33 protein-coding genes are annotated in these 24,170 nt (G+C 67.8%); 9 read left to right on the top strand and 24 right to left on the bottom strand.

Features of this window, described 5'->3' with window-relative positions; genetic code table 11:
* Positions 1-262: 262 nt before the first annotated feature.
* Together ACLQ2T_RS09635 and ychF are read left to right on the top strand one after the other, a co-directional pair.
* The gene (locus ACLQ2T_RS09635) at positions 263-748 is read left to right on the top strand and encodes a hypothetical protein (protein ID WP_425765655.1); all 486 of its coding nucleotides are present in this window, start codon (positions 263-265) and stop codon (positions 746-748) included.
* Between the two features lie 47 nt (positions 749-795).
* Positions 796-1,881, top strand: a complete 1,086-nt coding sequence (gene ychF / locus ACLQ2T_RS09640; protein WP_425765656.1) for a redox-regulated ATPase YchF — start codon at positions 796-798, stop codon at positions 1,879-1,881.
* Positions 1,882-1,901: 20 nt separating this feature from the next.
* Here the strand turns inward: ychF and ACLQ2T_RS09645 are convergent, their stop codons facing one another.
* From ACLQ2T_RS09645 to ACLQ2T_RS09705, 13 genes are all read right to left on the bottom strand, one after another.
* A complete protein-coding gene (locus ACLQ2T_RS09645) occupies positions 1,902-2,972 on the bottom strand; it encodes a tyrosine-type recombinase/integrase (RefSeq protein WP_425765657.1) in 1,071 nt (356 codons plus the stop codon).
* A 35-nt stretch (positions 2,973-3,007) separates the two neighbouring features.
* A complete protein-coding gene (locus ACLQ2T_RS09650; protein WP_425765658.1) occupies positions 3,008-3,199 on the bottom strand; it encodes a helix-turn-helix transcriptional regulator in 192 nt (63 codons plus the stop codon).
* Positions 3,200-3,221: 22 nt separating this feature from the next.
* Positions 3,222-5,003: a replication initiator gene (locus tag ACLQ2T_RS09655; RefSeq protein WP_425765659.1), complete on the bottom strand. Its 1,782-nt coding sequence runs from the start codon at positions 5,001-5,003 to the stop codon at positions 3,222-3,224.
* Positions 5,003-5,272, bottom strand: a complete 270-nt coding sequence (locus tag ACLQ2T_RS09660; protein ID WP_425765660.1) for a hypothetical protein — start codon at positions 5,270-5,272, stop codon at positions 5,003-5,005. The genes ACLQ2T_RS09655 and ACLQ2T_RS09660 overlap by 1 nt, the downstream gene beginning before the upstream one ends.
* On the bottom strand, positions 5,269-6,003 hold the full coding sequence (locus ACLQ2T_RS09665) for a hypothetical protein (RefSeq protein WP_425765661.1): 735 nt from the start codon (positions 6,001-6,003) through the stop codon (positions 5,269-5,271). The genes ACLQ2T_RS09660 and ACLQ2T_RS09665 overlap by 4 nt, the downstream gene beginning before the upstream one ends.
* 70 nt (positions 6,004-6,073) lie before the next feature.
* On the bottom strand, positions 6,074-6,451 hold the full coding sequence (locus ACLQ2T_RS09670; RefSeq protein ID WP_425765662.1) for an RRQRL motif-containing zinc-binding protein: 378 nt from the start codon (positions 6,449-6,451) through the stop codon (positions 6,074-6,076).
* Entirely contained in the window at positions 6,448-6,747 is a 300-nt protein-coding gene (locus tag ACLQ2T_RS09675; RefSeq protein WP_425765663.1) for a hypothetical protein, read from the bottom strand. The genes ACLQ2T_RS09670 and ACLQ2T_RS09675 overlap by 4 nt, the downstream gene beginning before the upstream one ends.
* Positions 6,744-7,181 carry a DUF6197 family protein gene (locus ACLQ2T_RS09680; protein ID WP_425765664.1) on the bottom strand — a complete coding sequence of 146 codons (438 nt, stop codon included), beginning with the start codon at positions 7,179-7,181 and terminating at the stop codon, positions 6,744-6,746. The genes ACLQ2T_RS09675 and ACLQ2T_RS09680 overlap by 4 nt, the downstream gene beginning before the upstream one ends.
* A gap of 85 nt (positions 7,182-7,266) precedes the next feature.
* Positions 7,267-7,476: a hypothetical protein gene (locus ACLQ2T_RS09685; RefSeq protein ID WP_425765665.1), complete on the bottom strand. Its 210-nt coding sequence runs from the start codon at positions 7,474-7,476 to the stop codon at positions 7,267-7,269.
* On the bottom strand, positions 7,473-8,348 hold the full coding sequence (locus ACLQ2T_RS09690) for an FtsK/SpoIIIE domain-containing protein (protein WP_425765666.1): 876 nt from the start codon (positions 8,346-8,348) through the stop codon (positions 7,473-7,475). Before ACLQ2T_RS09690 ends, ACLQ2T_RS09685 begins: the two co-directional genes overlap by 4 nt.
* An 84-nt stretch (positions 8,349-8,432) precedes the next feature.
* A complete protein-coding gene (locus tag ACLQ2T_RS09695) occupies positions 8,433-9,377 on the bottom strand; it encodes a hypothetical protein (protein ID WP_425765667.1) in 945 nt (314 codons plus the stop codon).
* Positions 9,378-9,486: 109 nt separating this feature from the next.
* Positions 9,487-9,915: a DUF3307 domain-containing protein gene (locus ACLQ2T_RS09700; RefSeq protein WP_425765668.1), complete on the bottom strand. Its 429-nt coding sequence runs from the start codon at positions 9,913-9,915 to the stop codon at positions 9,487-9,489.
* Between the two features lie 247 nt (positions 9,916-10,162).
* On the bottom strand, positions 10,163-10,480 hold the full coding sequence (locus ACLQ2T_RS09705) for a hypothetical protein (RefSeq protein WP_425765669.1): 318 nt from the start codon (positions 10,478-10,480) through the stop codon (positions 10,163-10,165).
* Positions 10,481-10,696: 216 nt separating this feature from the next.
* Between ACLQ2T_RS09705 and ACLQ2T_RS09710 the strand changes: the two genes are divergently transcribed.
* Together ACLQ2T_RS09710 and ACLQ2T_RS09715 are read left to right on the top strand one after the other, a co-directional pair.
* Complete coding sequence (locus ACLQ2T_RS09710) at positions 10,697-11,530, top strand: AAA family ATPase (RefSeq protein ID WP_425765670.1); 834 nt, start codon at positions 10,697-10,699, stop codon at positions 11,528-11,530.
* Entirely contained in the window at positions 11,530-12,072 is a 543-nt protein-coding gene (locus tag ACLQ2T_RS09715) for a phosphotransferase-like protein (protein WP_425765671.1), read from the top strand. Before ACLQ2T_RS09710 ends, ACLQ2T_RS09715 begins: the two co-directional genes overlap by 1 nt.
* A 464-nt stretch (positions 12,073-12,536) precedes the next feature.
* Here ACLQ2T_RS09715 and ACLQ2T_RS09720 read toward each other — a convergent pair whose 3' ends face one another.
* The 3 genes from ACLQ2T_RS09720 to ACLQ2T_RS09730 form a co-directional block, all read right to left on the bottom strand.
* A complete protein-coding gene (locus ACLQ2T_RS09720; protein ID WP_425765672.1) occupies positions 12,537-13,568 on the bottom strand; it encodes a hypothetical protein in 1,032 nt (343 codons plus the stop codon).
* A gap of 998 nt (positions 13,569-14,566) precedes the next feature.
* Positions 14,567-15,721, bottom strand: a complete 1,155-nt coding sequence (locus ACLQ2T_RS09725; RefSeq protein ID WP_425765673.1) for an FG-GAP repeat domain-containing protein — start codon at positions 15,719-15,721, stop codon at positions 14,567-14,569.
* A 221-nt stretch (positions 15,722-15,942) separates the two neighbouring features.
* Positions 15,943-16,662: a SanA/YdcF family protein gene (locus tag ACLQ2T_RS09730; RefSeq protein WP_425765674.1), complete on the bottom strand. Its 720-nt coding sequence runs from the start codon at positions 16,660-16,662 to the stop codon at positions 15,943-15,945.
* Positions 16,663-16,824: 162 nt separating this feature from the next.
* Here ACLQ2T_RS09730 and ACLQ2T_RS09735 point away from each other — a divergent pair, with 162 nt between their 5' ends.
* Both ACLQ2T_RS09735 and ACLQ2T_RS09740 read left to right on the top strand, forming a co-directional pair.
* Entirely contained in the window at positions 16,825-17,295 is a 471-nt protein-coding gene (locus ACLQ2T_RS09735) for a hemerythrin domain-containing protein (RefSeq protein ID WP_425765675.1), read from the top strand.
* Positions 17,296-17,445: 150 nt separating this feature from the next.
* On the top strand, positions 17,446-17,910 hold the full coding sequence (locus tag ACLQ2T_RS09740) for a DIP1984 family protein (RefSeq protein WP_425765676.1): 465 nt from the start codon (positions 17,446-17,448) through the stop codon (positions 17,908-17,910).
* A 262-nt stretch (positions 17,911-18,172) separates the two neighbouring features.
* Here the strand turns inward: ACLQ2T_RS09740 and ACLQ2T_RS09745 are convergent, their stop codons facing one another.
* From ACLQ2T_RS09745 to ACLQ2T_RS09765, 5 genes are all read right to left on the bottom strand, one after another.
* A complete protein-coding gene (locus ACLQ2T_RS09745) occupies positions 18,173-19,096 on the bottom strand; it encodes an AEC family transporter (RefSeq protein WP_425765677.1) in 924 nt (307 codons plus the stop codon).
* Positions 19,097-19,103: 7 nt separating this feature from the next.
* Positions 19,104-19,229 carry a hypothetical protein gene (locus ACLQ2T_RS09750; RefSeq protein ID WP_425765678.1) on the bottom strand — a complete coding sequence of 42 codons (126 nt, stop codon included), beginning with the start codon at positions 19,227-19,229 and terminating at the stop codon, positions 19,104-19,106.
* Between the two features lie 125 nt (positions 19,230-19,354).
* On the bottom strand, positions 19,355-19,762 hold the full coding sequence (locus ACLQ2T_RS09755; RefSeq protein ID WP_425765679.1) for a GntR family transcriptional regulator: 408 nt from the start codon (positions 19,760-19,762) through the stop codon (positions 19,355-19,357).
* A 5-nt stretch (positions 19,763-19,767) separates the two neighbouring features.
* Complete coding sequence (locus ACLQ2T_RS09760) at positions 19,768-20,184, bottom strand: GntR family transcriptional regulator (RefSeq protein ID WP_425765680.1); 417 nt, start codon at positions 20,182-20,184, stop codon at positions 19,768-19,770.
* 166 nt (positions 20,185-20,350) lie between these two features.
* Positions 20,351-20,758 carry a winged helix-turn-helix domain-containing protein gene (locus tag ACLQ2T_RS09765; protein WP_102660878.1) on the bottom strand — a complete coding sequence of 136 codons (408 nt, stop codon included), beginning with the start codon at positions 20,756-20,758 and terminating at the stop codon, positions 20,351-20,353.
* A gap of 293 nt (positions 20,759-21,051) precedes the next feature.
* On the opposite strand from ACLQ2T_RS09765, the gene ACLQ2T_RS09770 reads away from it, so the two are divergent.
* Complete coding sequence (locus tag ACLQ2T_RS09770) at positions 21,052-21,351, top strand: DivIVA domain-containing protein (protein ID WP_425765913.1); 300 nt, start codon at positions 21,052-21,054, stop codon at positions 21,349-21,351.
* Positions 21,351-21,602, top strand: coding sequence for a hypothetical protein (locus tag ACLQ2T_RS09775; RefSeq protein WP_425765681.1), 252 nt, complete (start codon positions 21,351-21,353; stop codon positions 21,600-21,602). The genes ACLQ2T_RS09770 and ACLQ2T_RS09775 overlap by 1 nt, the downstream gene beginning before the upstream one ends.
* 46 nt (positions 21,603-21,648) lie before the next feature.
* Here the strand turns inward: ACLQ2T_RS09775 and ACLQ2T_RS09780 are convergent, their stop codons facing one another.
* A complete protein-coding gene (locus ACLQ2T_RS09780; protein ID WP_425765682.1) occupies positions 21,649-22,011 on the bottom strand; it encodes a PH domain-containing protein in 363 nt (120 codons plus the stop codon).
* 58 nt (positions 22,012-22,069) lie between these two features.
* Complete coding sequence (locus ACLQ2T_RS09785) at positions 22,070-22,396, bottom strand: 4a-hydroxytetrahydrobiopterin dehydratase (protein ID WP_425765914.1); 327 nt, start codon at positions 22,394-22,396, stop codon at positions 22,070-22,072.
* 183 nt (positions 22,397-22,579) lie between these two features.
* Between ACLQ2T_RS09785 and ACLQ2T_RS09790 the strand changes: the two genes are divergently transcribed.
* A complete protein-coding gene (locus ACLQ2T_RS09790) occupies positions 22,580-23,020 on the top strand; it encodes a (deoxy)nucleoside triphosphate pyrophosphohydrolase (RefSeq protein ID WP_425765683.1) in 441 nt (146 codons plus the stop codon).
* Positions 23,021-23,179: 159 nt separating this feature from the next.
* On the opposite strand, the gene ACLQ2T_RS09795 is transcribed toward ACLQ2T_RS09790, so the two are convergent.
* The gene (locus ACLQ2T_RS09795; RefSeq protein ID WP_425765684.1) at positions 23,180-24,073 is read right to left on the bottom strand and encodes a hypothetical protein; all 894 of its coding nucleotides are present in this window, start codon (positions 24,071-24,073) and stop codon (positions 23,180-23,182) included.
* Between the last annotated feature and the right edge of the window lie 97 nt (positions 24,074-24,170).

Here is a 24,170-nt window from a genome sequence, read left to right on the forward strand (position 1 = left end):
CGTAACCTCGATGAGGACCCGGAGACCTGTCACCCGCCGTTGTTCCGTGCGGGGGCCGGGCGCAGGGGAGTGTATCTGATCTCCGTCATGACACCACCCCTCCAGACTCATGTCGGACCTCGACCTGTGGGACCGGGAATCCGTTGGGAAGGGCCCCTGTCAACGCCTGTGCTAGAGGAAGGGCCCCGTTGACGGGCGGCGCGAGAAAGTGTCGGCTGCGGTGGGTAGCGTGCGGCCACCAATCTCAAGAAGGGGTACGGGGATGGGGAGCGTGGCGGGTCGGACGGCGACGACTAGGTACAGGCACCCACCGCTGGACGAGGTCGTGGTCCAACGCTTCTACGACCGGATGCGCGCGGTCGCGCCGGCAGCGGTCGGCGCCATCGATCGGGATCGCGCCGACGACCCCGCCCGGGCCTTCGCCGACACGGCCTGCGGGCGGCTGCTGCGCTCGCTCGACGAGGACGGCGTACGGGCGCTCGGCATGTGGGTGCACCACTGGTGCATGCGCTTCTACGACGACGACACCCGGGCCGCACTGCGGCTGCTGCGGGAGATCGCCGGCCGGCCGAGGCTCGGCTGGACGGCCGACGAGGTGCACTGGATGCTCCGCGAGTCGCACCAGGCCGACCCCGGGGCCGCCGCCCGACTCACCCTTCCGCTGGCTGCCGCCGCCGAACTCGCCCCGGGCGCCCTGCGGATCGACACCCTGGTGCCCCAGCAGGCCGCCCCGACCCGCCGCAGCTGACCCACCGCTGCCCGGGGGTGCCGGGCGGCGGCGTAAGCTGGCTCGTCGTGAGTCTCACCATCGGCATCGTCGGCCTGCCCAACGTCGGCAAGAGCACCCTGTTCAATGCGCTGACCAAGAACGACGTGCTCGCGGCGAACTACCCGTTCGCCACCATCGAGCCCAACGTCGGCGTGGTCGGGCTGCCGGACGACCGGCTGCACAAGCTGGCCGAGATCTTCGGATCGCAGAAGGTGATCCCCGCCCCGGTGTCGTTCGTCGACATCGCCGGGCTGGTCCGGGGTGCCTCCAAGGGGCAGGGGCGCGGCAACGCCTTCCTGGCCAACATCCGCGACGCCTCGGCGATCTGCCAGGTGGTACGCGCCTTCTCCGACCCGAACGTGGTGCATGTCGACGGCAAGGTCTCCCCGGCCGACGACATCGAGACGATCAACACCGAGCTGATCCTGGCCGACCTCCAGACCCTGGAGAAGGCGCTGCCCCGGCTGGAGAAGGAAGCCAAGCTCCGCAAGGACCGGGCCGCCGCGGTCGCCGCAGCCAAGCAGGCCGTCGAGGTCCTCGATGCCGGTACGACCCTGTACGCGGGCGCCAAGGACGCCGGTATCGAGCTGGAGCACCTGCGTGAGCTGCACCTGCTCACCACCAAGCCGTTCCTGTACGTCTTCAACGTCGACGAGGCCGAGCTGAACAACGCCGAGTTCCTCGACGAACTGCGGGCGCTGGTGGCCCCGGCCGAAGCGGTCTTCATGGACGCCAAGATCGAGTCTGAGTTGGTGGACCTGCCCGAGGAGGAGGCCCGCGAGCTGCTGGAGTCGATCGGGCAGTCCGAGCCGGGCCTGAACCAGTTGGTCCGGGTCGGCTTCCGCACCCTCGGCCTCCAGACGTACCTCACCGCCGGGCCCAAGGAAGCGCGGGCCTGGACCGTCCCGGTCGGGGCGACCGCCCCGGAGGCCGCCGGGGTGATCCACTCCGACTTCCAGCGCGGCTTCATCAAGGCCGAGGTCGTCTCCTACGACGACCTGGTCGCGGCCGGTTCGATGGCGGCGGCCAAGGCGGCGGGCAAGGTTCGCATCGAAGGCAAGGAGTACGTCATGCAGGACGGCGACGTGGTGGAGTTCCGCTTCAACGTCTGAATCCGGCCCGTTCGCCCAGGTCAGCGAGTTAGAGCTTCGCCGTGGGGCACATCGGGGGCACATCCCCACGCGTCATCGACCGCCCGGCGGGTGCGCTCCTCCGAGTCCGGCATGAGGTGCCCGTACGTCGACAGGACCAGGGCGGCGTTCTCGTGCCCCAACCGTTCGGCAACCACGATGACCGACTCGCCCTGCATCAGCAGTACCGAGGCGTAGTGGTGCCGAAGGTCGTGACTCGTGGTGCTCTCCGGTAGCCCGGCCTTGCGGACCGCCGCGCCGAAGATCAGTGAGCCGTAGTAGTCGTGCCGGTACGGCCCGGCGAAGCGGGTCGTGAAGACCGTCCCGTCATCGGCGGGCGGGTAATCCGCACAGTGCGTGCGGAGGGCATCTGCGACGACCTGGGGCAGCGGCACCGTACGGCGGGACCGGGGCGTCTTGGGTTCCGTTCGCACCTTGGACTGCGGCGCGAACTGCCATTCGATCCGGACCAGGCGTGCGGTGAAATCGATGTCCTCAACGCGTAGCGCGAGCAGCTCTCCGAGACGCAGCCCCAAGCCAGCCTGTGTGATGACCATGGCCCGGTTGCGGGCGGGCATCGCGTCCGCGAGCGCGCGCACCTGGTCAACGGTGAGCGGCACAATCCGCTTGCGGTGCGCTGACGGCAGGCTGACCCGGACCACGGGGGAGCGGCCCACGAGCCGATCGAGGACCGCCGCCGCGTAGATCGAGCGCAGCAGACCGACGAGGTTGCGCAGAGTCGACGGAGCCAGCACCTTCGCCCGGTCGGCCGCCCACGCCTGTACCTCGGAGGGCACGACCGCCGCCAGGCGTCGAGAACCCAGCGGCGTTGCGGCAAGGTGCGTCTCGATCAGACTGGCGACACGCCGAGCGGTGGTGGGACGGTGCGCGCGGCCAGCGGCCCAACGACGGGCGTACTCGACGACCGTCGTCTTGTCGGACGGGTCGACGTACTGGCCGCGCAAGATGTCGGCTTCCACCTGGGCGAGGAAACGGTCAGCATCGACCTTGCGGGTGAACGACCGCTTGCGCTGCCGTCGGGCGTCATCGCGCCACCGGGCCAGGTAGGTCACCTTGCCGTCACGGACCCGCTTCTCAACGCTTCCCATCAGGCCGCCTGCCCGGTCAGCCAGGACCGCACATCAGCCGGGTCGTACCGTAGGTGACGGCCGACCTTGAACGCGCGAGGGCCGGTACGCCGATACCGCCACTGGTAGAGCGTGCCGACCGGTACCCGTAGGAAGGCTGACACCTCCTCGATTGACCACAGCTCCTCGGTGGCTGCGTCTCGTCTAGCCAAGGTTGTTCCTCCTTCTCATCTGCTACGCGGCCAGGACCAGGCCGTCTGGGTTCGTGCCAGATTCGTGGGCGAGTTCTTCGCGTCCGGCGCTGTTTCGCTCGCGGGCCATTGCGGCGGCGGTGGCGGCGAGGAGGGCGTCTCCGGTGGTGTGCCAGCCGACGCCGGCGAAGGTGAGGGTGCCGACGATCAGGGTCGTGTCGTCGTCGTGGTGGTCGACGGCGCGCAGCGTGCCGGGGTGTTCGTCGGCCTGGTCGTGATGCTCGTGCCGCCGGTAGCTGACGCGGGTGTCGCGCAGCAGTTGGAAGGTGACCGAGTAGCGGCGGCCTTTGGTGAGGAAGTGGCCGCCGAAGCCGAGCATGTGAGCCCATCGGCGTAGCCGGGCGTACGGGTTGCCGGTGGCGGGTTTTGCCGGTTCGGTGTCAAGGGCGGCTTGACGTTCGGCGACGCAGACGGGGCAGGCGGCGTAGCGGGTGTGGGTGCCGCAGTCGGGGCACTCCCACGCGGGTATGAAGCCGGGTCGGGGTCGAGGGTCGCGGGGCCGCTCGGCTAGCGGTACGGGTGTGTGGGTGGGTCGGCCGATGCGCCAGCAGGCGTCGATGAGGCGGGCGGTGTGGTCGCCGTCGGGGTCGGCGTAGTCGCCGATCGAATCGGCGGTGAGGCGGGTGGAGGTGTGCCCGGTGGCCTCGGTGCTTTTGGTGGCGTATTTGGCAAGGTAGCCGGCGACCATGCCATCGGTGACCTCACCGGCACCATCGGTGGTGATCGGCCTGACGTCGACCTGTTCGCCCCACGAGATCGGCCAGCCCTCGGGCCGGTCGGGATGGGGCGGGGTGTGGAAGGCGATCTGTGCGGCGGCGTGGCGGAGCGCGTCGACGAGGTCGGTGGTGGTGAAGCCGGGCGGGGGTGGGATGACGGCGGCCGGGTCGGTGGGGTGGATGCCGTCGAGTCGGGCGATGGCGTGGAAGTGGACCGCTCCCCGCGCCTGGAGTTCGGCGACCTTGCCGGGCGAGAGTCGGACCGGGGGAACCTTGCGGATGGTGCCGGAGGCGGTGACGACCTCGACGCGGGGAACACCTCGGCGGCGGGCGAGTTTGGCCAGCCATCGTTCCGCGGCTTGTTTGGTGCGGTGCCACAGTTCACCGGAGAACAAGTTGAACACGACCTGGTGGTCGTGGTCGTAGCAGTCCAGGCACAGCGGCTGGCCGAGCACCGCGTCACCGGGTTCGTGCCTGGCCCAGCAGACGGCCGGCTGTCCGTGCTCGCATAGGCCGGCGTCGCGGCGGGCGTGGCAGGGTTCGGCCCGGCAGTCACAACGACGGCGGTTGCCGCAGGTGTGTTTGCGGATCACGCGGCTGTGGACGGTGCCGAAGGAGGGTGCGGTGAAGGTGGCGAACACCGCCGGATGCTGCGCGACCGTCTCCGGCACGCCCTTGCCGCCGACGAGGCCCGCGCGCAGGAGTTGGAAGGCGTCGCGTTGGTAGGTGTGAGCGCAGGACGGGCAGACGGTAGCGCGGCGGTTGCCGCAGGCGGTGTAGATAGCCGCGTCGGGCATTCTGTCGGTGTGCCGGGCATCGAGCACACGGCCCGTGGACTGCTCGACGGTGAGGAGTTGGCCGGCGAGACGGATCGGTCGGGTGCAGCCGGCGGCGGCCCGGACGTGTTCCAGCCAGCCGAAGTAGTCCGGACGGGTGGAGCGGATGAAGGCGGACCCGGCGGCGGTGTAGTCGTACACGGGGGTGGTGTCGGCGTTCGAGCCCACACCCCGGGCCGAAGCGCGGGGTGTGAGGTCCAGCGTCGACGCCATCAAGCCGCATCCCCGATGGTGTGGGGGCGGGTGGTGATGGTGCGTTCGCGCACGATGATTCGGCAGGTGCCGCACTGGCGCTTGGCCGGCTCGTGCCGGTGACAGGGAATGACGGCGGTGGTGTTGCCGCAGCGGATGGTGACCGGGGTGCGGCAGGGTCCGCCGGGGATGACGTCGATGACGGTCCGGCGGGTGTCGTAGGGGTGTGGCTTCGGGACTCCGGGGCAGGTGTGGGTGAGGTGTTCGATGTCGACGAGGTAGATGGTCATCGGGCACCACCGGTCAGGGTGGTCAGGAGTTGCCCGGCGACGGCCGGGGCGATGTCGAGTCGGTCGGCCAGCTCGTCGGCGGTGATGGGCCGTCCGGTGGCCTGTTCGTGCTGCACGGCCGAGAACCGGGCCATCGGCAGCAGATGAGCGGGGACGTCGACCGGTTCGACGGTCGGCGTGGTGACAGGCTCCGGAGCCGAGACCGGCTTGACTACCGGGTCGCCGGCCTGGGTGGGTTCGAGTGCGGTGATCGCGGCAGGTGCTTCGGTGCTGACCTGCTCGGCGGCCTGGACGTGGATAGGTTCGATCGGCTCTACCGGTGGCGCGTTGGTGCCCTTAGCGGGGGCGAGGACGAGTTTCACCAGGGCCATGAAGGCCAGGGCGGGGACGGCGGACAGGAGCCAGCCAGAGACGCCCGGCTTGGCGACCGCCAACTGTGCGGCCAGAGACAGGCTCGCGGCGGCGACCAGGAGGAACAGCGGATAGCCGATCGGAGCACCGGCCCGGCGACGACGCCGGATGGTCAGCAGGCAGGCGATGGGGACGAGTTCGGAGATGACGGCGTTGGCCCAGCCGAACCACTCGCCCGTTCCGGCCGGGGAGTTGGCCAGAGTCCAGTCTTTGACGTGGGTGAAGGAGGCGGCACCGGCGAATCCGGCGACGACGAGGAGGATGAGGACCAGGACGACACCTTCGATGCGGGTGCCGGTGGTGGTGGGTTGAGGGTTCATCGGACACCGCCCATGTAGGCCATGGCGACGCCGATGAGCAGGATGACGGCGAAGGTGATCAGGACGCCCATCAGGAGTCTCCTTCGTGGCAGTCGAAGCAGCAGCCGTAGCGGCGACGGATGTAGTAGGGCTTGACCTGGGCGCAGTAGCGGCAGGTCCGCCGAGCAGTCAGCGCCTTCGCAATGGCCTCCCGTTGTGCGGGGGTGGCGGTGCGCTTGGGTTTGGCGCAGTCGAGGCGGTAGAGGTAGGCGACCCGCTTGCCGCGTCGCCAGAGGATCTGGGCGACCGGGTCATGACCACCGGGCCGCAGGCCGGCGGCACGGAGCTGACGGCGAGTGGCCAGGCCGGTGGGGGCCATCCGGTAGGGGAAGGTGGGGAACCCGTAGCGGGTGCCGAGCGGGTCGTAGAAGCGGACCCGCAGCCCGATGTGGTCAGCGAAGTCGGTCATGGCCGATCACCCCAGCGTTGCTGGGCGGCTTGTCGGGAGATGCCGAGGCGGGAGCCGATCTCGGCCCATGAGTAGCCGAAGGCGCGGAGACCGATCACGGCGTCGGTGATGGCCTGGTCGATGGCTGCCGACAGGGCGGTCAAGTCACGGAGGGCTTCCACATCCCCTGTTGCGACGCGGCGGCCGTGAGCGCGAATAATGCGCCGGGCGAAGCCTGCGAACTCGGTGTTCTCGACGACTTCCCGCCGCCTCTGTCGCGGAGCGACAGGTGTCAAGGACTTCTTGACGGTGCTCACCGGTTCTCACCTCCCGTGGTGTGGAGGCAGTCCCATTCGTCGGCGGCCGTCTCAAGGGCGGTGATGACCTGCTCGGCGGTGCGGCCGGGGTCGTCGTTCCACGAGTACGGGGAGGTGTGTTCGTCGATGAGGTAGCCGTCCTCGTCGATGAGGAACAGCGGTTCGGCGGTGTCGAGGTAGTCGACGAACACGCCGAGCGCGGCGAGGTAGTCGCCCTGGACGTCGGGGGCGAGTTGGGAGAAGTGCTCGACGCGGTGGCCGGCGGCGGCGATGGCGATGGCCCCGGCGGCGCAGGCCGGCGGCGTCAGGATGTTGGTGGTGGCGTAGTAGGTGCCCTGGTGCCAGCCGTGCCGGCGTAGGTAGAGGGCAGCCATCCGCAGCAGATCGGCCGGGGTGACCGGCGCGAGGGTGGGCGGTTGGTGGGTAGCCTTCATGGCAGCCACGTCCTTTCAGAAGGGCTTGGTGGAGGTCGGCAGGACCAGATCTGCTGGCAGGCGAATCACTGGTCCTGTCGACCGGCTAGTGGTTGCGCAGCCGCAGGTAGCGGCGGTGGCGGGTGTCGTCACCACCCATGGCGTGTGGGGCGGAGACGTAGACGAGCCGGCCCGTGGCGCGGGCGGCGTGGATCATCACGGCCAGGTCTTCCGGGGTGCCGACGACCCAGATTTCGGTGTATTGGTTGGCCCGCTGGTTGCTGGCCTTGGCGTAGGCGCGTTCGCGGGTGGTCATGCCGCTTTCCCCATGTCGACCTGGGTGAGGTCGGGGACGAGGGTCGGTAACCGGCGTGGCCGGCGGATCCAGGCGGCGTAGTCCGCGATCCCGGCGATCTGCGCATCGGTCAGGTAGGCGACCTTGATACGACGCGGGACACCGCCCTCGGCGATGAGGTATGCGGCGCCCTGATTGGTGGGGGCGATGTCGGTGGCGGAGTAGCCCTGCTCGGCCCATCCGTGGCCGAGGACGATGTTGGAGCTGTTGGGGGTGGTGCAGCGGAACGCGGCCCGGTAGCCGAACAGGTCCCGCAGGCTGGTGGGGATGATGTCGAAGGATGGCCGCTGGGTGGCGGCCACGACGGGGATGCCGGCGGCACGGCCTCGGGCGACCAGGTCCCGCAGGAGAGCGACGAACTCTTCTTGTTCCTGCTTGGCTCCGACGGTGGCGGAGTAGAAGGCGATTTCGTCGACCAGGACCGTGATCACGGACAGGCGGTCGGCGGCGGTGAGCTTGCGGCGGTTGTGGGCGCGTAGCCAGGCGTAGCGGTTGTTCATCACGACCTGGAGCCGCCGCAGGACGTCGAGGGCGGCGGGCATGTCGGGACCGATGAACGCGTCAGCGGAGTCTTCCCATTGCCCCAGTTCGACGAGCTTGCCGTCGAGGAGGACGAGGCGGGAGTCGACGGAGAGGGCGGCGTGTGCGGCGATGGCGTTGAGGAGGCCGGATTTACCTCCGCCGGGTTCACCGCCGGCGAGGAGGTTGCGGTAGGCGAGGGTGATGTAGACGGGCTGGCCGAACTCGTCGATGCCGATGAAGATCGGGTCGAACATCGACAGACCAGGCCCCACCGGAACCCCCGCAGAAGGGGAGGCGGTAGCGGTAGCCATGAGATGCCCTCCTTGGGCAATTGGTGGGCGCGAGAAGCCACACGAATGAGCCGTGACGGCTCCTCGCGTCCTGGTGGGAAGAGGTCAGATCCAGTCGGAAACGTCGTCCTCGGCGGTGGAGGACGTTGCCGCGGGCTTGCTGCCGTTGGCCGAACTGGTGGTGGCCGGCTTTCGGTCGGCCGTGCTGCCCTGCTTGGGCAGGGTGATGGTGGGTGCCTGCACGTCGGGCAGGTCCAGAGCGGTCGGCACCACCGGGGGTGCCTGCTCGACGGTGGGGGTGTCCGGGTCGATCACGTCGACCAGCGGCGAGGCCACGTTGGCGTTCAGCACCTCGCGGCGTTTGATGTCGAACCGCACGTAGGCGGAGTTGCCGTCCGATGCCCGTTCGATGAGCACGGTGGAGGCGTGGCAGGTCACAGCGATCTTGTCGAGCCGTGATTCGAGGTCCTTGACCGACAGGCCAGGGCGCAGGTAGACCCAGACTCGTTCACCGACCGGGGTCGGAATGGCCCACAGGATCAGCGGCAGTGAACCGGACTGGTTGGCGATGATGAACTGCGCGAAGCACACCCGCAGTCGATGCCTCACCACGAGGCACCATCCCCACGCCACCACACGGCGGCGGATCACCGGGACGCCAGCCGGGACACCCACGACCAGGGCGACAACGAGCAGCGTCACCAGAGTCGGAGTGTGGGAGGCGAGCTGCACCCAGCCGGTCAGCAGAACGACCGCGAGGATGATTTCCGGGGTCCACCACCACAGCAGCCGGATCACCGGCCAGATGCGGACCAGCACCCACACGATGCCGCCCAGGGGAACGCCGACAATGATGCCGACGAACAGGGCAAGGATCGGGTGCATGTAGGAGGAGGCGACCACGGCCGCCAAGATGCCGGCGATGACCGCCGTCAGGACGAACGCCATGCGGGCGTTACGGGCCCAGGACCGGTGGACACGGGCCTCGATGACCGTCACCGTTCCGGTTGACTTCCCGCCGAAGGGGCGGCGAGGGCTAGACTTGGACATGACACGTCCTCCCAAGTAATTGGGGTGGATGGGTTGGAGAGCCCGGGGTCGGCAGGTTGCGAGCCAGTACCGGCCCCGTGCTCGATTTCCAGAGGCGCTGACCAGAAGGTCAGATGCAGGCGATGAACAGGGACGACACCCACAGGCACGCGGCGTGTAGGGACTGATCGGCCAGGTACATCCCGCAGATCGGGGCCTGACGGTCCGCGAAATCGCTACTGCCGGTGTGGGTCAGCAGCCACCGCACCGGCCAACGCCGGTCGAGAACCGCGTGACTGATCGCGGAGAAACCCAGCCCAGCGGCCAAGCCGAGGGCAGTGACGGGCAACTCCAACGCGACGATGGTGACGGCCAACATGACCACCACCACGAGGTGATAGGCCACGACGTGGCCCAGCAGGTGACGCCAGCCGTGCCAGCCCGGCGCGGCCTTGTGCGCGGCCTGCTTGTCCGACTGGCCGAACACGTGATCGGCCACCTGATGACCGGCGTAGAACGTCGCCGCGACGACGGCGAACACGACAGCGGAAATGAGCACGACAACCACTCCCCACGACAAAGGGGCGGACGGGTTGGAAGGGCAGGCGGGGTCGGCAGGTATGCGAGCCAGTACCGACCCCGCGCCTCATAGGGTTGTGACCACCTGACGTGGCCACCGGCCGGAAACGTGCGAGCCAGAACCGTTTCCGGACGTCATGGAACAGATCAGCGGACCATCAGACCGCTACACGCGCAGATGCGCGAGGAGACACCGCAGGCTTCACACAGCACGCTGTGCGAAGGACTTACTTGGCCGAGGAACCAGCCTTCGGCTTCAGCGAGATCGCACGAAACGCCACGCCGTTACGCCCGTTGGTCGCCCACGGGATGGCCTCCAACTGCTCGACCTCGATGAGCTGCCCCACCATCACACTCGGCTTCTCACCCGCCGTGGTGATGGTGATGACCTCACCGCCGTTCTCGTCGAGAACGAAGACCTGGGTGGACCACATGAGCCGGCCCGTTCCCTTCTCCGACCGCTGATTGCCGTTCTGGTCGTTCTTCGGCTCCGGGTCCTTCGACACCGTCACCTGCTTCGCCTTGGTGTCCACGTACAGCTTCACGCGATACCTCCAGGGTTCTTGAGCGCGTCCCCTATGGACGACTGCCCGATGCATCGACGCTAACAGTTGGTTGGATAGCAAAGCAACTGTTAGCTATGCACTATCTGAACTGGCGTGGCTAGCGGTCAGGGGCAAGCCCGTCTGTTAGGCAACTGGTAGCATCTGGTAGGTAGTCACCCACGCCTGAGGATGCCCATGTCATCACCCCGGCCCCGGTTGACCCGGGGTGAGTCCAAGCAGCAGCAGATCGCCCGGCACATCCGCAACGAGATCGCGGCAGGGGTCCGCCGAGACGGTGACGTGCTTCCGTCAAGCCGCGAGATGGCCGCCGAATGGGACACCAGCGGATTCACCATCACTGGCGCGATGAAGATCCTTGAGGCAGAAGGATTCATCGAAAGCAAGTCCCGCTCGAAGCGCGTCGTACGGGTGCCTAACCAGGAACGTCGTGGCCCGGTTCGTCTACCCAAGCCGCGTGTGGTGCTCATCGGCGGATATGCAGGCAGCGGCAAGACCGAGTTGGGCCGAATCCTGGCACGGGCTACCGGATGGCCCATGCTCGACAAGGACACCTTGACGCGTCCCATCGTCGAGGCAGCGCTAGAGATTCTCGGCCAGTCTCCGAACGATCGGGAGTCTGAGACCTACTTGAAGCTTGTCCGACCACGCGAGTACGAGGCACTGAACAGTGCGGCGGAAGAGAACGTGCAGTGCGGCAACAGCGTCATCGTTACCGCACCGTTCATCGCCGAGTTTCAGAACCCTCAGTGGCTGGAGCGAGCCCGAGCCAGGTTCGCGGATCTTGGAGCAAGCGTGAGCGTGGTGTGGGTGTACTGCGACCCGGACACCATGAACATGTACATCCGCAGGCGCGGAGCTGCCCGGGACACCGCGAAGCTTGCAGACTGGCCCGGCTACCTCAGCCGGATCGACATCGAAGCCCGCCCACTGACCGATCACGTTGTCATCAACAACTGCACGTCGGCTAGCCCGCTTCAGGACCAGGCGGAAGCGCTCGTGAAGTCGCTCATGGGGCTGGAACTCGACTGATGCGCGGCGTCATCCTCTATGGTCCGCCAGCATCAGGCAAGGACACCATCACCGAAGCGCTGCACCAGCTCGACAACAGCTACCAGCAGTTCGAGCGGCTAAAAGTTGGCAGCGGTCGAACGGCCGGCTATCGCATGAGCACCGATCAACACCTGGCAGCGCTCCGGGCCGCAGGTGACGTGCTCTGGGAGAACCGGCGGTACCGCTCTACCTACGTCGTCGATGCGCCAGCTCTGCGTCAGCACCTTGGGCAAGGAGTCCCCGTGCTGCACCTCGGCCAGGTCGACGCCGTCGACGCCGTCCGGAAGGCGCTCCCAGCGGTCCGATGGACCGTAGTTGCTCTCACCTGTCCCCGCGATCTGGCAGTGCAGCGCATAACCGCCCGTCAGACCGGCGACACGGCTGAACGCCTCAGCGCTTGGGACGCCACTGAGCCACTCACGACCGCCGACATTGTCGTTGACACGTCCGTGGTCCAGCCCGATGAGGCTGCCACGCTGATCGACCGCGCCAGCAGGCACGCGGCGGCGTTAGGGCAGTAGCCGGCCGGCTGCCCGGCGAAGTGGTTCAAACTTTCTGTACGTCTTCAAGGCGGCCCTGAACGGGCCGCACGCGCCGCCGCCTGGGCGCGCGTCCGTCGCTCCGCTGTCGCTCCGACTCCGGCCACGCAACACGCCCAGCGGCTGGCGCGGAGAGCGGAAAGCCCATGGGCCGCGGCAGACGGGACGGGTCCAGGAGTGGTGGAGGTTCGTCGCCGGCAGCCGGCCGCGCCGCGCCCGAGCGACGCGGCGCAGGGGAAGGGCACGCCGGGCCCGTGCAGGCGGGTCGCGGCGCGTGGACCGGTCGCGGTTACTGCGCCTCCGGCGGGGGCGCAACGACTCCAGGATGGCCGGGGCTCCGTCCGCGCGTCGCGGTCCGTGGGTGGTTGCGCAGGGCCATCCCGCCAGACGACGACCCGGGCGAGCCGAGCAGACCACCGCCCGACCCGCCAGCGCCCGTACGTGCGTCAAGGTCCGCTTGACGTGGCGGGCCGGGCGGCGGCCCGCTCCCCAGACGGGCGGGTCGGCGGCAGACGGGATGGCAACCCGCTTTGCGAGCGGGGGTTTGCATCCCCGCCCGCTTCATCGGCATTCCTAAGGAGTTCCGCGATTAACTCCTCTTCGTTGGGCAACCCACGACGAGCCAGGATCGCCCTGTATGCGTCGATGAGCAACGCCCAAGATGAAGACCATTTCTCTCGATTTTGCTCGGTATCATCTCGAAGGCTTCCACCATGAGCAATCTTCGATCGAACGTTATACGCCTTTTTGGCCTCATTGAAATACGTGAGGCGACTCTTGGCCGCTCCTTGAAGTTGCGCCAGGTAAAGAGCAAGCCTAAAAGATACCTCGCTCTGAACTTTTGGGAAGAGCGATTCGAGACCTGTCCACATTTGAAGGATTCCCTGACCAATATTGGTTGTTTGCGGAACGGAAAGGATCGTGTCTTCCAGCACGTGCAACACGGGCTGGTGCTTCACCAGGTCGCGCCACAGCTCAGCCTCGCTGGTTGCTTCCGCAAGAAGTTCCGCCGACACACGACGGGTGGCACCTAGTGCGGCCCGCCCTCCGCTGCTTGTAGCGGCAGGCCAGATCTCAACAACCTCCTCCTTCGAGGCAATCCGCTTTGCGCGCTCGTGGCGCGGGTCATTTTCGTCGCGTGCCGCCCCGCTGATATTGGAGAAGTCGTTGATACTGTGCGTCGACACCATCGGCACCCCGAACGGTGCTACACCCGAAGCAAGCAAGGCAACAGTAATAGAGCGGAAGCTTTGGACCGCCGCATCCGCCGTATCTGCCTCTACCCGGAACTCTAAATTGCAACTATGCGCGTAGGAGTCGGCTAGTTGATAAGGCACGTGCATCTTGTGCTGAGAAGCCAGCAAAGCCCAATCGAATATCGCCACGCCCCATGCTCGGGGAATGAGATGACACGACTCTGCCCCTCCCGCTTCGCCATCGGGGACGAGGCCAAGCGCCATGATGTAGAACGACGGCATGTCTACAGCCTGGCGGCACCGCGTGGTTGAGCGCATCAGCAATACGGATGGCGGCAACAGTAGACCGCACCTCACGGCAGCCGGCGCGTGCCCGACGCGTGCCCGTTCAGGGAGCCAGCAGGGGTCAACAACGGAGCATTGAGCGGACCCGCTCGGCACAGAGAGCTACCGCTGCCCCTGGTCAACCGCCCTGTCTGGGAGACCAAGGGTGCAGATCAATGCACCTTCCAAACTGACGGCGCGGAGCATCGGCAAGCTTGAGGGCAGACCTTAACGGGCGAAGCGTGAAACCATGCCCACCGTGACTCGGAGCCGTCTCGCCCTGATGACTGGTGGCTTCCTGGTGATCGCGGCGACCGTGGTTGGGTGCTGCGCCCCCTTCGTCCTGCAACCGCAACCTCCTTGGGAGGATGTCGTCGCTCAACAGGCGGCCTGGAACAGGGTCATGCGGTGGCTTGTCGTGGTCGCTAGCGGCCTCTTGCTCGGTGCGTTTCCGTTCCTGGCTTACGGTCTCGTTCGATGGCGGATGGAGCGTCGTGTGTCGCGGGCACAGGCAGCCGCACGGAGTGCCAGATCCGTGCCAGGTCGATAGGTCGCCGTGGGGGACTGGCGGGGAAAGTGACCGCTCGGCCGCAGGTCACGACCACCGCAGGCCCGGGCGATTCGAGAGATCCCCCTGGCAGTGTGGGGCACACAGGGGGCACAAGACACCGTGAAACGCTGGCAACCAGCCATCAACGATGGCAACCTGAGACGCCGTGCGAGCAGGCGTGGTGCGCTGTTCCCGCTGGTGGCAGGGCAGCGGCTCTAAGTTCCGCTTCAACGTCTGATTGCGGTCGTTCGCCCAGGTCGGCAGGTCGATCCGACGTTGCGGGACACAGTTGTGCCCCCGGTCATGGACCGGGGGCACAACCGTTCATCGTTGCTGCGGTGAATCAGCGACCAAGCGGTGAATTGTCGTCAGACGGGGTCCACCGGTCGCCCGGTCGAGAAGGGCCCTATGCCGGGTGGACGTGGGCGAGGCTCCAACTGAGCCCGAGGTTGAGCCAGAAGCTGGTGCTCCCGTCGAACGAGTACCCGTGATCGATCCGGCCGTCTCCGTTGAGGTCCACCCAGCCGTGTGAGACGGTGAGAAGCAGCTGGTGGCGGTCCCGGTGGGAGTAGGTGGCACCGAAGCCGTCCCCGGTCGACACCGTGCAGCCACTGAAGTCGTTGGTCTGTCGGCAGTAGTCGGCACGGCCGTCACCATTGAAGTCGGCCCATTTCGCAGTATCCGTGTATCCGGCGTCCAGGTAGGGCGACGTGTAGGTTGCCCCGAAGTTGTTGCCGGTGGAGACGGTGCACTGGAGCTGCCGCTGCCCCGCGAGCAGGCCGATGACCCGGCAGTAGTCGGCGCGTCCGTCGCCGTTGAAGTCGACCCAGACGCGGCTGTCGTCCCACCCACCGTCCAGGTTTCCAGAGGTGAAGGTGCTGCCGAACCCGGTACCCGTGGACAGGGTGCACTGGAGCTTGCTTTTGTCCACGACCCGACAGTAGTCCGCCCGGCCGTCCCCGTTGATGTCCGTCCAGCCTCGACCGGCGTCCCAGCCCGCCTCGAGGTTGCCCGAGGTGTAGGTGGCGCCGAAGCCCGTCCCCGTGGAGACAGTGCACTGGACCTTCTGGCTCCAGGACCCGATCACCCGGCAGTAGTCGGCCCGTCCGTCGCCGTTGAAGTCGATCCAGGCCTGACCGGCGGTCCAGCCGGGATCGACCGACCCCGAGGTGTACGTCGTGCCGAATGACGTGCCGGCCGAGACGGTGCAGGAGAGACGTCCGCCGGCGACCCGGCAGTGGTCGGCCCGTCCGTCGCCGTTGAAGTCGACCCAGGCCTTCCCTTGGCTGCCCTGGTCCGTGTTTGTCAATCTGATCACTTGACCGAGCCTGTCGCCGTTGGAGAGCGAACACCGCAGTTCCGTATTCCCGTATTGCGTACAGAAATCGGCCCGGCCGTCGCCGTTGAAGTCGACCCAGCCCCGGCCGCCCTGCACGCCCTCGAAGCCGCCTACGGCGGCGTGCGCGGCGGTTGACGGTGCAACGGCCACGGCACCGGTGAGGAGCGCGACGGTGAGCAGTACCCGAGCCCCCCATCTGCTGAGGTTTCGCCTGTACGACATGGTGGATGACTCACTCTCTCTGGTGGATGTGGGTCTCCGCTTCCCAATGGAGCCCGGGCTGATGGTGACCCGGGACGTCGTACCTGCGCCTGAGTAAGCGGTACTCAGATCTGTGTCGTACAGGCGACACTGCGGCCCGCTGGATCCGGTTCGTCAGCGCAGCCCTGGCCCTCCTGCTGCTCACCGTCGGCCGCTGCGTCGTGTTCCGCCAGCAGCCAGGATCAGCCCTTGCTGAGGGCGTCGTCGACGCCGGTCTCGCGGCGGCCGAGGTGTACCGGGTCGCGGCCGGAGAGCACGTCCAGCGCGGCCTTCACGCTGGCGCCGTACTCCCGGGTGGAGCTGATCCGCCAGGTGCGGGCGTACTCCCGGGCGGTTTCGTCGCCGACCCCGACGGCGTCCACGCCGAGGTGGCGGCAGACCGTGACGGCGCGGGCCAGGTGGAACTGCTGGGTCACCACGGTGGCCCGCTCCACCCCGAAGATCCGCTTGGCCCGGGCGCAGGAGTCGTACGTGTCGAAGCCGGCGTGGTCCAGGATCACCTTGTCGGCCGGTACCCCGTTTTCTACCAGCCAGCGCTGCATCGCCTCGGGCTCGTTGTAGTCGGCGTTCATGTTGTCGCCGGAAACCAGGACGGCCCGGACCTTGCCGGTGGCGTACAACTCGCGGGCGATCTCCAGACGGGCGGTGAGGAAGGGCGCCGGGGTGCCGTCCGGCTGGACCCGGGTGCCCAGCACCAGGGCGACCGGGGTGTCGGGGACGGTCTGCGCGGTGTGCATCCGCCCTTCGGCGCCGGACCGGATCCAACTCACACTGGCCCAGCTCGCGGCGACCAGCAGCAGGGCACCGACCGCACCCGCGAGCACCGCCCGGCGCAGCCAGCGACCGCGACCGCTCTCCCGGATCCGACGCAGCCGGGCCAGCACAACGGTACGGATCGCCATGCTGATCATTGTCTCAGGCGGCATCATGCGGGGCGGTGCGTCGATGCGACCCCTGGTACTTTGGCCGCAGCGTCGCGTGTCGGTGGCAGACCGTGTCAGGCATGGAGGCGTCGGACCGAAGGATGTCGATGATGCTTATCGTCGTACCTTCGTCTCTCACCTGTGGGTGAGGGCGAGAAGACCAGGCTGGTGGCCTGGAGCAATGAGCTGCGCCGGGTGCACGACCGGCTGCGTGAGGCGCTGCGGCTGACCCAGGATGCCGTGGCCGACGGGGAGTCGGCGGAGTCGGCTACCCGCGATCTGCTGCTGTTCTGTCACGGGTTCTGTGCCGCTCTGACCGCCCATCACGAGGGCGAGGACCGCGACCTGTTCCCCGCCATCGCCGAACGGCACCCCGAGCTGCGGGACACGCTGTACTACTTGCGGCAGGACCATTCGATGATCGCGCACCTGCTGACCGGGCTCCAGGCCGCCGTGGCCCGGGCTGCCCCGCCCGCCGAGCTGGATCGGCATCTGGAGGGGCTGGCGGCCATCATGGAGTCCCACTTCCGCTACGAGGAGCGCCAGCTACTCACCGTGCTGGACACCCTGGCCCTGACCGCCGACCCGGAGACCGTGCTGGGGCCACTGTGAGCTGGTGCATCACTCAGGCTTTGTCGCTGCGTCGGCCGAGTGCGCGTCCGGCGAACCGGCTGGACAACAGGCCCGTGACCCATCGCGGGCCGCCCATTGCCTGGGTAAATGGCAGGCGGCGTGGATCTTCGCTGGGTCATACTGGTGCCCATGAAGCTTGCCGAGGCTCTTGCGCTGCGCGCGGATGCGGCGCGTCGCGCCGAACAACTCCGTGCCCGCATCGTCGCCAGCGCTCGATACCAGGAGGGCGAGACGCCTGCCGAGGACGCCGCGGCTCTCCTCACCGAGGCGGGGGAGGTGCTCGGCGAACTGGAGTCGTTGATGCGGCGGATCAACCGCACCAACGCCGCCACCCCGGTCGAGGGTGGCACCCTGACCGACGCGCTGGCCCGCCGCGACGTGCTTCGCCTGCAGCACCGCATGGTCACCTCCGCCGCCGACGCCGCTGCCGGTGAGGGCCAGCGAGGGTTCCGTCAGTTGCGGTCCGAGTTGAAGATGATCCCGGCACTCCCGGTGGCGCAACTGCGCAGCCAGGCCGACGACCTCGCCCGGCAACTCCGCGAGGTCGACACCCTGATTCAGCGGACGAACTGGGAGGTCGACCTGCTGGACTGAAGAGGTTGCGGAGCAGGTAGCCGACGTGGAGGCGTGCACGAACCCGAGAGCCGGCGGGTAATCCGGTTCACTCCTGGTGCGCCGAGGGCAGGCGCAGGGGTTCGACTCCCCGGCACACATCGCATGCCCAGCACAGCACACAGGTGACGGCGCACAGGGCACGGCACACTACCGGGTGCAGATCCACGACGGCGAGGGTGGGACAGGGGCTTTCCGCAACGCTCGTTCGCTACGACCTTCAATGCCCGCACTGCTGACGGGCCTACCCGAGCAACGCCGCCACCGCGGCCAGGGTGGCCAGGGACAGCGTCGTGGTCACCACCACCGCCCGATTGGCCACCGCCTCACCGACGCCGTACTCCTGGCCGAAAATGTAGGTGTTCTGCGCGGTCGGCAGACCAGCGCACACCACCACGGCGAGCAACTGCGGCGCGGACAGATCCAAGGCCAGCCCGGCCGCGTACGCGATGACCGGCTGCGCGACGACCTTCAACGCGGTTATCACGGCCAGTTCGGTCGGCCTGACCGGCTCGGCCCGCGTCGGTGCCGTTGCGTGCAGCGACGCGCCGAGCGCGACCAGGGCGGTCGGCACCGCGGCGCCCGCCAGCAGGGTTAGCGGCGCCTCGGCCGCCGACGGCAGACGCAGGCCGGCAGCCGAGCAGGCGACACCGAGCAGCGACGCCAGGATCACCGGATTGCGTACCGGCAGGGAGGCGATACGGCGGACCCGTACCCGCCCGGCCGGGTCGCTGTGCCGGTCCAGGGCCACCAGGATCACCGGGGTCACCACCAGCGTCTGCAACAGCACCACCTCCGCCAGGAACGACACGTCCCCGAGAACCTGCGTGACGATCGGAATGCCGAGGTTCGCCGAGTTGACGTACCCGGCGGCCATGCCCCAGATCGGCCGTTCGCCGGGCGTGCGACCGAACAACCGGCTGACCCCGACCCACCCGAACCCGACGACCGCAGCGGTACTCACCGCGAAGGCGAGCAGCGAGCGGCCGGCGAACCCGGACAGCGGCATCCGGGACAGGGCCAGGAACAGGGCGGACGGCATCGCAAGATGGAACACGAACCGGCCGAGCACCGACGCCGCCGCCTCGCCCAGCAAACCCCAACGACAGGCCGCGTAGCCGACCGCAGTGAGAATCCAGATCGGTACGAACGCCGCCACCAAGCTCATCCGGCCGTCACCGGCGGACTTTGGCGTCGTGCCGGCTCAAGGACTGGCGGGCGTACGAGTCGAGAATCGCCGCCTGGACGAAGAGGTCATTGACCTGCCGGGTGCCGTGACCCTCCATCGCCCTCGGATTCATCGAGGCGTCCGAACGAGCGATCGTTCGACTGTGCTTTGGGTGGGCCGGCGACAGTCGGTGTGTCGTAACAACTGAGTGCGTGGCGATCTGTCGGTGCTGGACGGCTCGTGTCATGAAGAGCCTAGCTACAGGCAGCTGAGCGCTACCTCGTCAGCCGGGAATGTCTGCACGGTCCCGTCCGGCGAGCGGACCTCAAGGATTGGCACTCCCTCGGCTGTATCCATTTGTCGACGTTCGTTGCTGTTCGGCGTCCTGGCAGAAATAGTGCTTCCCGGCAGGATCTCGACCAGCCGTTGTTTGGGACGTGGTCGCACCCGGGTGGGTTGGCCACGGCTGCTGGTGACCAAGCCTTCAGATCGCAGAACCGAGATGGCCTTCCGCACGGCGACTCTGCCGAGTCCGTACTCCTGGCTCAGCCGCGCCTCGCTCGGCAGTGGTGCACCGGAAGGTAGTTCGTCGGACTCGATTCGATCGCGGAGCAGATCAGCCAGCTGCATGTAGAGCGGCGTGTGTGATCGGTGATCGATGCTCATGCAGGTCAACCCTTTGTGGGACGAGTGAGCTCGACTTCGTCGCCGGGAAGAACCTCAGTTTCGCCCTCGGCGTCGCGGATTTCCAGTACCGGCACGCCTTCGTCAAGTCCGAGATTGTGGCGTTCCGTTCGGGTCGGCATCCGAGCGATCGCCGAACTGCCTGCGGCAAGCTCGATCGTGCTGCGTTTGACGCTATCTCGTACGTAGCTGCCGTGCCCGCGCTGAGTACGAACCAGTCCCTCGGAACGCAGGAGCGAGACGGCCATTCGGATTGCTTCCCGGCCAATCCCATACTCCTGGGTCATCCGCGTCTCGCTCGGAAGTGCACTCCCAGGCCTTAGCTGGCCCGACTCGATCTGGTTCCGAAAGAAGGCGGCGAGCTGCATGTAGAGCGGCGTGTGCGAGCGGTGATCGATAGCCATGCCCCGCATCAGCACTTTCTCGCGTCAACGAGCTCGACCGCGCTCACACAACTCCCCCGGGGCAATGCGAACCGTGTGCACACGATGTGTGCTTGTCCCAAGCACCTTACGCGATCGTGATGGTGCTTGATGTCCCGTGAACTCCCATGGCGGGGGTGAAGCAGCACTACGGGAAGGTCAGCTCCACCTCGTCGCCCGGGAAGCTTTCCGTGCTGCCGTCCGGGTAGCGCACCTCAAGGACGGGGACGCCCTCGTCCAGGTCAAACGACCTCCGCTCCGCACCGCTCGGCATCCGGGCGACCACGGCGGCACCTGCCGGAAGCTGGACCGTTCTGCGCTGGGGAGTCTCCCGGACCCGGGTGCCGAACGGGCGGCTCGTGGTGACGAGTCCCTCCGAGCGAAGCAAGGAGATGGCCATCCGTACAGCGTCGCGTCCGATCCCGTGCTCCTGACTCAACCGGGCCTCGCTGCCGATGCTCGATCCGGGAGCCAGGGCACCGGTCTCGATCTGCTCGCGGATCAGGTCTGCGAGCTGGACGTACACCGGCGTGTGGGAGCGCGGATCGATCGTCATGAAGCAAGCCTTGTGCCGCCATAGGAACGACCCGACACGGCTATATAGCCATGATGCATTGTTGGATTGTCGCCACATTGCTATGGTCGGTTGTGCGCTCGATGTGGGAGGCGGGAACACGAGGTGCCTCACTCCCGAGCGTGACGTTGAGCTGCTCTGTCGCCGTACTGCCGGTGGGCTGCGGTGGCAGGGCCGTGGGCACCCGCCTGCCGGGGTTGGCGGGTGCCCACTTCCAGGAAGATCCACAACGGGAGGGGTAGGGCGTGGGAATCCTCCGGCGTATCGGACGGTGGGTGTGGGCCGGTCGGGGCGAGTCGGTTCGGCAGACGCACGAGCCGGGCTACTACCGGTCGGCGGCGTACTCACCGTTGCGGCCGTGGCAGGTGCGGGGTCGGCAGTTCCGGTCCACCCGGCGCTGGCGGCGTGGGCTCGATCCGGAAGAGGTACGTGAGTTCCTGGATCAGGTGGCCGACGACCTGGCCAGCGTCTACTCCGCCCTCGGCGTCAGCAGGCAGGAGGCCGACCGGATCAAGGATGCGTTGCGCTGCTGGCAGTCCGAGCAGGCCGAGCGGGCCCACGCGGGGCAGCGCTGATGGGTCAGCGGTACGTCATCCACCTGCCGGTGGTCGCCGGGGACCTGACCGCCGCCGTACGCCTGGGTCGAGTCGTGGCGCGGTGGGCGAGTCTGCTCGCCCAGACCGACCCGGGGGAGACCACCGTCTCGGCCGAGGACTCCCAGGGCGTACGCCATCGGGTCTTCTGTGATCTGCGGGTGGTCGGCGGTCGGCGGTGTGTGCTGCGCGCCGACCACGACGGGCCGTGTTCCCTGCGGCTGACCCGGTGACCGATCCGGTGGGTGGGGCCCGGTTCGGGCTGGGGGAGCGGCCTGGTCAGCTGATGTAGTGCAGGATCACGTTGTGCACGTGGTGGCTCTTCTGGTCGCCCCGGAACTCCACCTCGTAGGTGTGGGTGCCGACGTGGATGGCGATGGCGCCGGTGGAGAAGAACGAGCCACCCCAGGACTTGTTGCTGACCACGCTGACGCTGGTGACCTTCGAGTACGGGATGCTGGTGATCGCGTACCGCTTGCCGATGAACGAGCGGTCCTGGATGATCACCCGCCGGTCGGTCAGCCCGATGAACCCGGTGCCGGTGCCGACGGCGTCGTACACGGCGATGATTTGTTCGCCGTCGAGCAGGCCGCTCTGGATCTGCTGGAACTGTTCCTTGCGGTCGTACGTGGGGTTGGCCATGAGCCCCACGGTAGGCGGCCGACGCCAGTTCACCTCAGGTCAGCCGGTCCGTTTCCGGTCAGCCGGGCAGGCCCTCGCCCGGTTCGGCCACGGCCCGGTACGCGTCCTCGATGCGAGCGGCCAACAGGACCTCACCCTCAGTGAGGGGACAGTTGCCGTGACCGACCCGGATCTGGGTGGTGTGGTCGGCGCGGCGGCTGATCTCCGGCCGGATATGAAGGGCGTCCGCGACAACCTTGACTCGCTCCGTCAATGCGGCATGCTGACTGTCGTCGATTACCAACGTACGCCGGATCTGTTCGCCCTCACGCGTCCACCCGTTCAGCAGGGTCAGGGCGTCGCTGAGGTAGTCGTGCTTCGTACGACCGCCGAACAGCGCACGCATCACCGCGCCTCCCAGGCTTCGTTGCCGGCTTGTGGCCAAATCGTCGCCGCCCCGTGTCATTGTCGGTGTCCCTAGTCTTACGTTGCATGCAGGGTGTGTCCACGCCCACACTTCCGGGGATTCCTGGCCTGACGGACGACCAAGCTACCCAAACCGCCGATTGATCTGGCACGCTGGACGCCCGTGTGGACCGAACGGGCGAACGGTGACGGACAGGCTGCCCCACGAGAGCCGAAGGTGATCGTCGGGGCGGCGATCATCGATGGCGGCCGGGTGCTGGCCTGTGCGCGCTCCGCGCCACCAGAGGTGGCGGGCATGTGGGAGTTCCCCGGCGGCAAGGTGGAGCCAGGGGAGACCGAAACCGCAGCGCTCGTCCGCGAATGCGCCGAGGAACTAGGCGTACGGGTGGAGATCGGCGAGCGGGTAGGCCGCAACGTCCGGATGGCCCACGGCCGCAGCGTCCTCAAGGTGTACGCCGCCCGCCTGCTCCACGGCGACCGCCCCCAGGCCCTGGAACACTCCGAACTCCGCTGGCTCTCCGCCACCGAATTGGACACCGTCCCCTGGCTCCCCGCCGACACCCCCATAGTCGCCGCCCTCCACCCCCTCCTCCAATCCCCCTAACCCACCCCCCACCCCCCACCCCCCTCTCGCCCCCCTTTCCAGCCCCGTTGATCATGAGGTTGGCGGCAGTATTCGATCTCCACGGTGCCGCTAACCTCATGATCAACGGGGATCAATGGGGTGAGGGCGAGGGCGAGGTGCGTGGGGGGTTGGGGTGGGTTAGGGGGTGGAGAGGGCTTGGCGGACTGCCCAGGGGATGTAGGCCGGGTCGAGGGTGTCCTGCCAGGTGAAGCGGAGGACGGACCAGCCGGCGTTGACCAGGCGGTTCTGGCGGCGGCGGTCGGCGAAGATCGCCTCCGGGATGTCGTGCGCGCCTCGGCCGTCCGCCTCGGCGATCACTTTCCGCCTACGCCAGCCCAGATCCCCGATGCCGAGCAGGTAGCCGTCGTCATCGCGTACCTCCAGTTGCAGGGTCTCGGGTGGCACCCGACCGTCTACGCAACGCAGCCTGGCGCGGGTTTCCAGCGGGGACTGCGCCCGCCCGTCGGCCTCTGCCAGGTAGCCGCGCGCGGCTACCGCGCCCCGCCTGCGCCTGATCCGGCGGGCGATCAACCCGAGATCTTCCTTGATCAGCAATCCACGGTTGAGCGCCGAGTCGAGCACCGAGACTGCCGGGTACCGCTGGACGCGGAGGATGACGTCGCTGACCGTGCTGATGGGGTCGGTGGCCAGCAGGCCGCCCAGGCTGGTCAGCGATTTCACCGGGTGGTCCAGTTGGTGCAGCACGATGTGGGGTTGTCTGATCCGGGCCTGCTTCGCGGCCGTCGAGGGCAGGCCGATGTGAATCTCGTCGGACGCCGGCAGGCCGCCGATCCGGTGCAATTCTGCGGCGGTCCCGAAGACCGCGAACGCGGTCGGCCCCAGCGACAGCAGCGCTGCCCGGACCTGCTGACGCCGCGACGGCTGCACCGCCCAGACCGGGCGCGGAAGGTAAACCGCCCGAGCCAGCGCCTGCCACCGCCCGAAGGTGACCAGGTTGTCGACCTCATGCCGGGTGAAACCGGCCTCCAGCGCCTGCCCCCGACCCACCAGCCCGTCCTGCCGGGCCGCCACCCACGAAATCCGTCCCTCTCGATCCACCCCGCTACCCTGACCCGCCCCCACCCCCCACCGCAGCCCCTGTGGATAACCCCGCCCACCTCCTGTGGAC

Origin of the sequence: Micromonospora sp. DT229 (assembly GCF_049844505.1) — a bacterium.
GTDB lineage: Bacteria > Actinomycetota > Actinomycetes > Mycobacteriales > Micromonosporaceae > Micromonospora.

Bases quoted from the DNA above. Each gene is read 5' to 3' on its own strand.
- ACLQ2T_RS09635 (WP_425765655.1), top strand. From the start codon at position 263: ATGGGGAGCGTGGCGGGTCGGACGGCGACGACTAGGTACAGGCACCCA.
- ACLQ2T_RS09670 (WP_425765662.1), bottom strand. From the start codon at position 6,451: ATGACCGACTTCGCTGACCACATCGGGCTGCGGGTCCGCTTCTACGAC.
- ACLQ2T_RS09780 (WP_425765682.1), bottom strand. From the start codon at position 22,011: ATGGCCAACCCCACGTACGACCGCAAGGAACAGTTCCAGCAGATCCAG.
- ACLQ2T_RS09750 (WP_425765678.1), bottom strand. From the start codon at position 19,229: ATGAATCCGAGGGCGATGGAGGGTCACGGCACCCGGCAGGTCAATGAC.
- ACLQ2T_RS09665 (WP_425765661.1), bottom strand. From the start codon at position 6,003: ATGAACCCTCAACCCACCACCACCGGCACCCGCATCGAAGGTGTCGTC.
- ACLQ2T_RS09660 (WP_425765660.1), bottom strand. From the start codon at position 5,272: ATGACCATCTACCTCGTCGACATCGAACACCTCACCCACACCTGCCCC.
- ACLQ2T_RS09725 (WP_425765673.1), bottom strand. From the start codon at position 15,721: ATGTCGTACAGGCGAAACCTCAGCAGATGGGGGGCTCGGGTACTGCTC.
- ACLQ2T_RS09785 (WP_425765914.1), bottom strand. From the start codon at position 22,396: ATGCGTGCGCTGTTCGGCGGTCGTACGAAGCACGACTACCTCAGCGAC.
- ACLQ2T_RS09695 (WP_425765667.1), bottom strand. From the start codon at position 9,377: ATGTCCAAGTCTAGCCCTCGCCGCCCCTTCGGCGGGAAGTCAACCGGA.
- ACLQ2T_RS09760 (WP_425765680.1), bottom strand. From the start codon at position 20,184: ATGGCTATCGATCACCGCTCGCACACGCCGCTCTACATGCAGCTCGCC.
- ACLQ2T_RS09680 (WP_425765664.1), bottom strand. From the start codon at position 7,181: ATGAAGGCTACCCACCAACCGCCCACCCTCGCGCCGGTCACCCCGGCC.
- ACLQ2T_RS09755 (WP_425765679.1), bottom strand. From the start codon at position 19,762: ATGAGCATCGATCACCGATCACACACGCCGCTCTACATGCAGCTGGCT.
- ACLQ2T_RS09720 (WP_425765672.1), bottom strand. From the start codon at position 13,568: ATGCCGTCGTTCTACATCATGGCGCTTGGCCTCGTCCCCGATGGCGAA.
- ACLQ2T_RS09765 (WP_102660878.1), bottom strand. From the start codon at position 20,758: ATGACGATCGATCCGCGCTCCCACACGCCGGTGTACGTCCAGCTCGCA.
- ACLQ2T_RS09775 (WP_425765681.1), top strand. From the start codon at position 21,351: ATGGGTCAGCGGTACGTCATCCACCTGCCGGTGGTCGCCGGGGACCTG.
- ACLQ2T_RS09690 (WP_425765666.1), bottom strand. From the start codon at position 8,348: ATGGCTACCGCTACCGCCTCCCCTTCTGCGGGGGTTCCGGTGGGGCCT.
- ACLQ2T_RS09730 (WP_425765674.1), bottom strand. From the start codon at position 16,662: ATGGCGATCCGTACCGTTGTGCTGGCCCGGCTGCGTCGGATCCGGGAG.
- ACLQ2T_RS09715 (WP_425765671.1), top strand. From the start codon at position 11,530: ATGCGCGGCGTCATCCTCTATGGTCCGCCAGCATCAGGCAAGGACACC.
- ACLQ2T_RS09745 (WP_425765677.1), bottom strand. From the start codon at position 19,096: ATGAGCTTGGTGGCGGCGTTCGTACCGATCTGGATTCTCACTGCGGTC.
- ACLQ2T_RS09655 (WP_425765659.1), bottom strand. From the start codon at position 5,003: ATGGCGTCGACGCTGGACCTCACACCCCGCGCTTCGGCCCGGGGTGTG.
- ACLQ2T_RS09685 (WP_425765665.1), bottom strand. From the start codon at position 7,476: ATGACCACCCGCGAACGCGCCTACGCCAAGGCCAGCAACCAGCGGGCC.
- ACLQ2T_RS09740 (WP_425765676.1), top strand. From the start codon at position 17,446: ATGAAGCTTGCCGAGGCTCTTGCGCTGCGCGCGGATGCGGCGCGTCGC.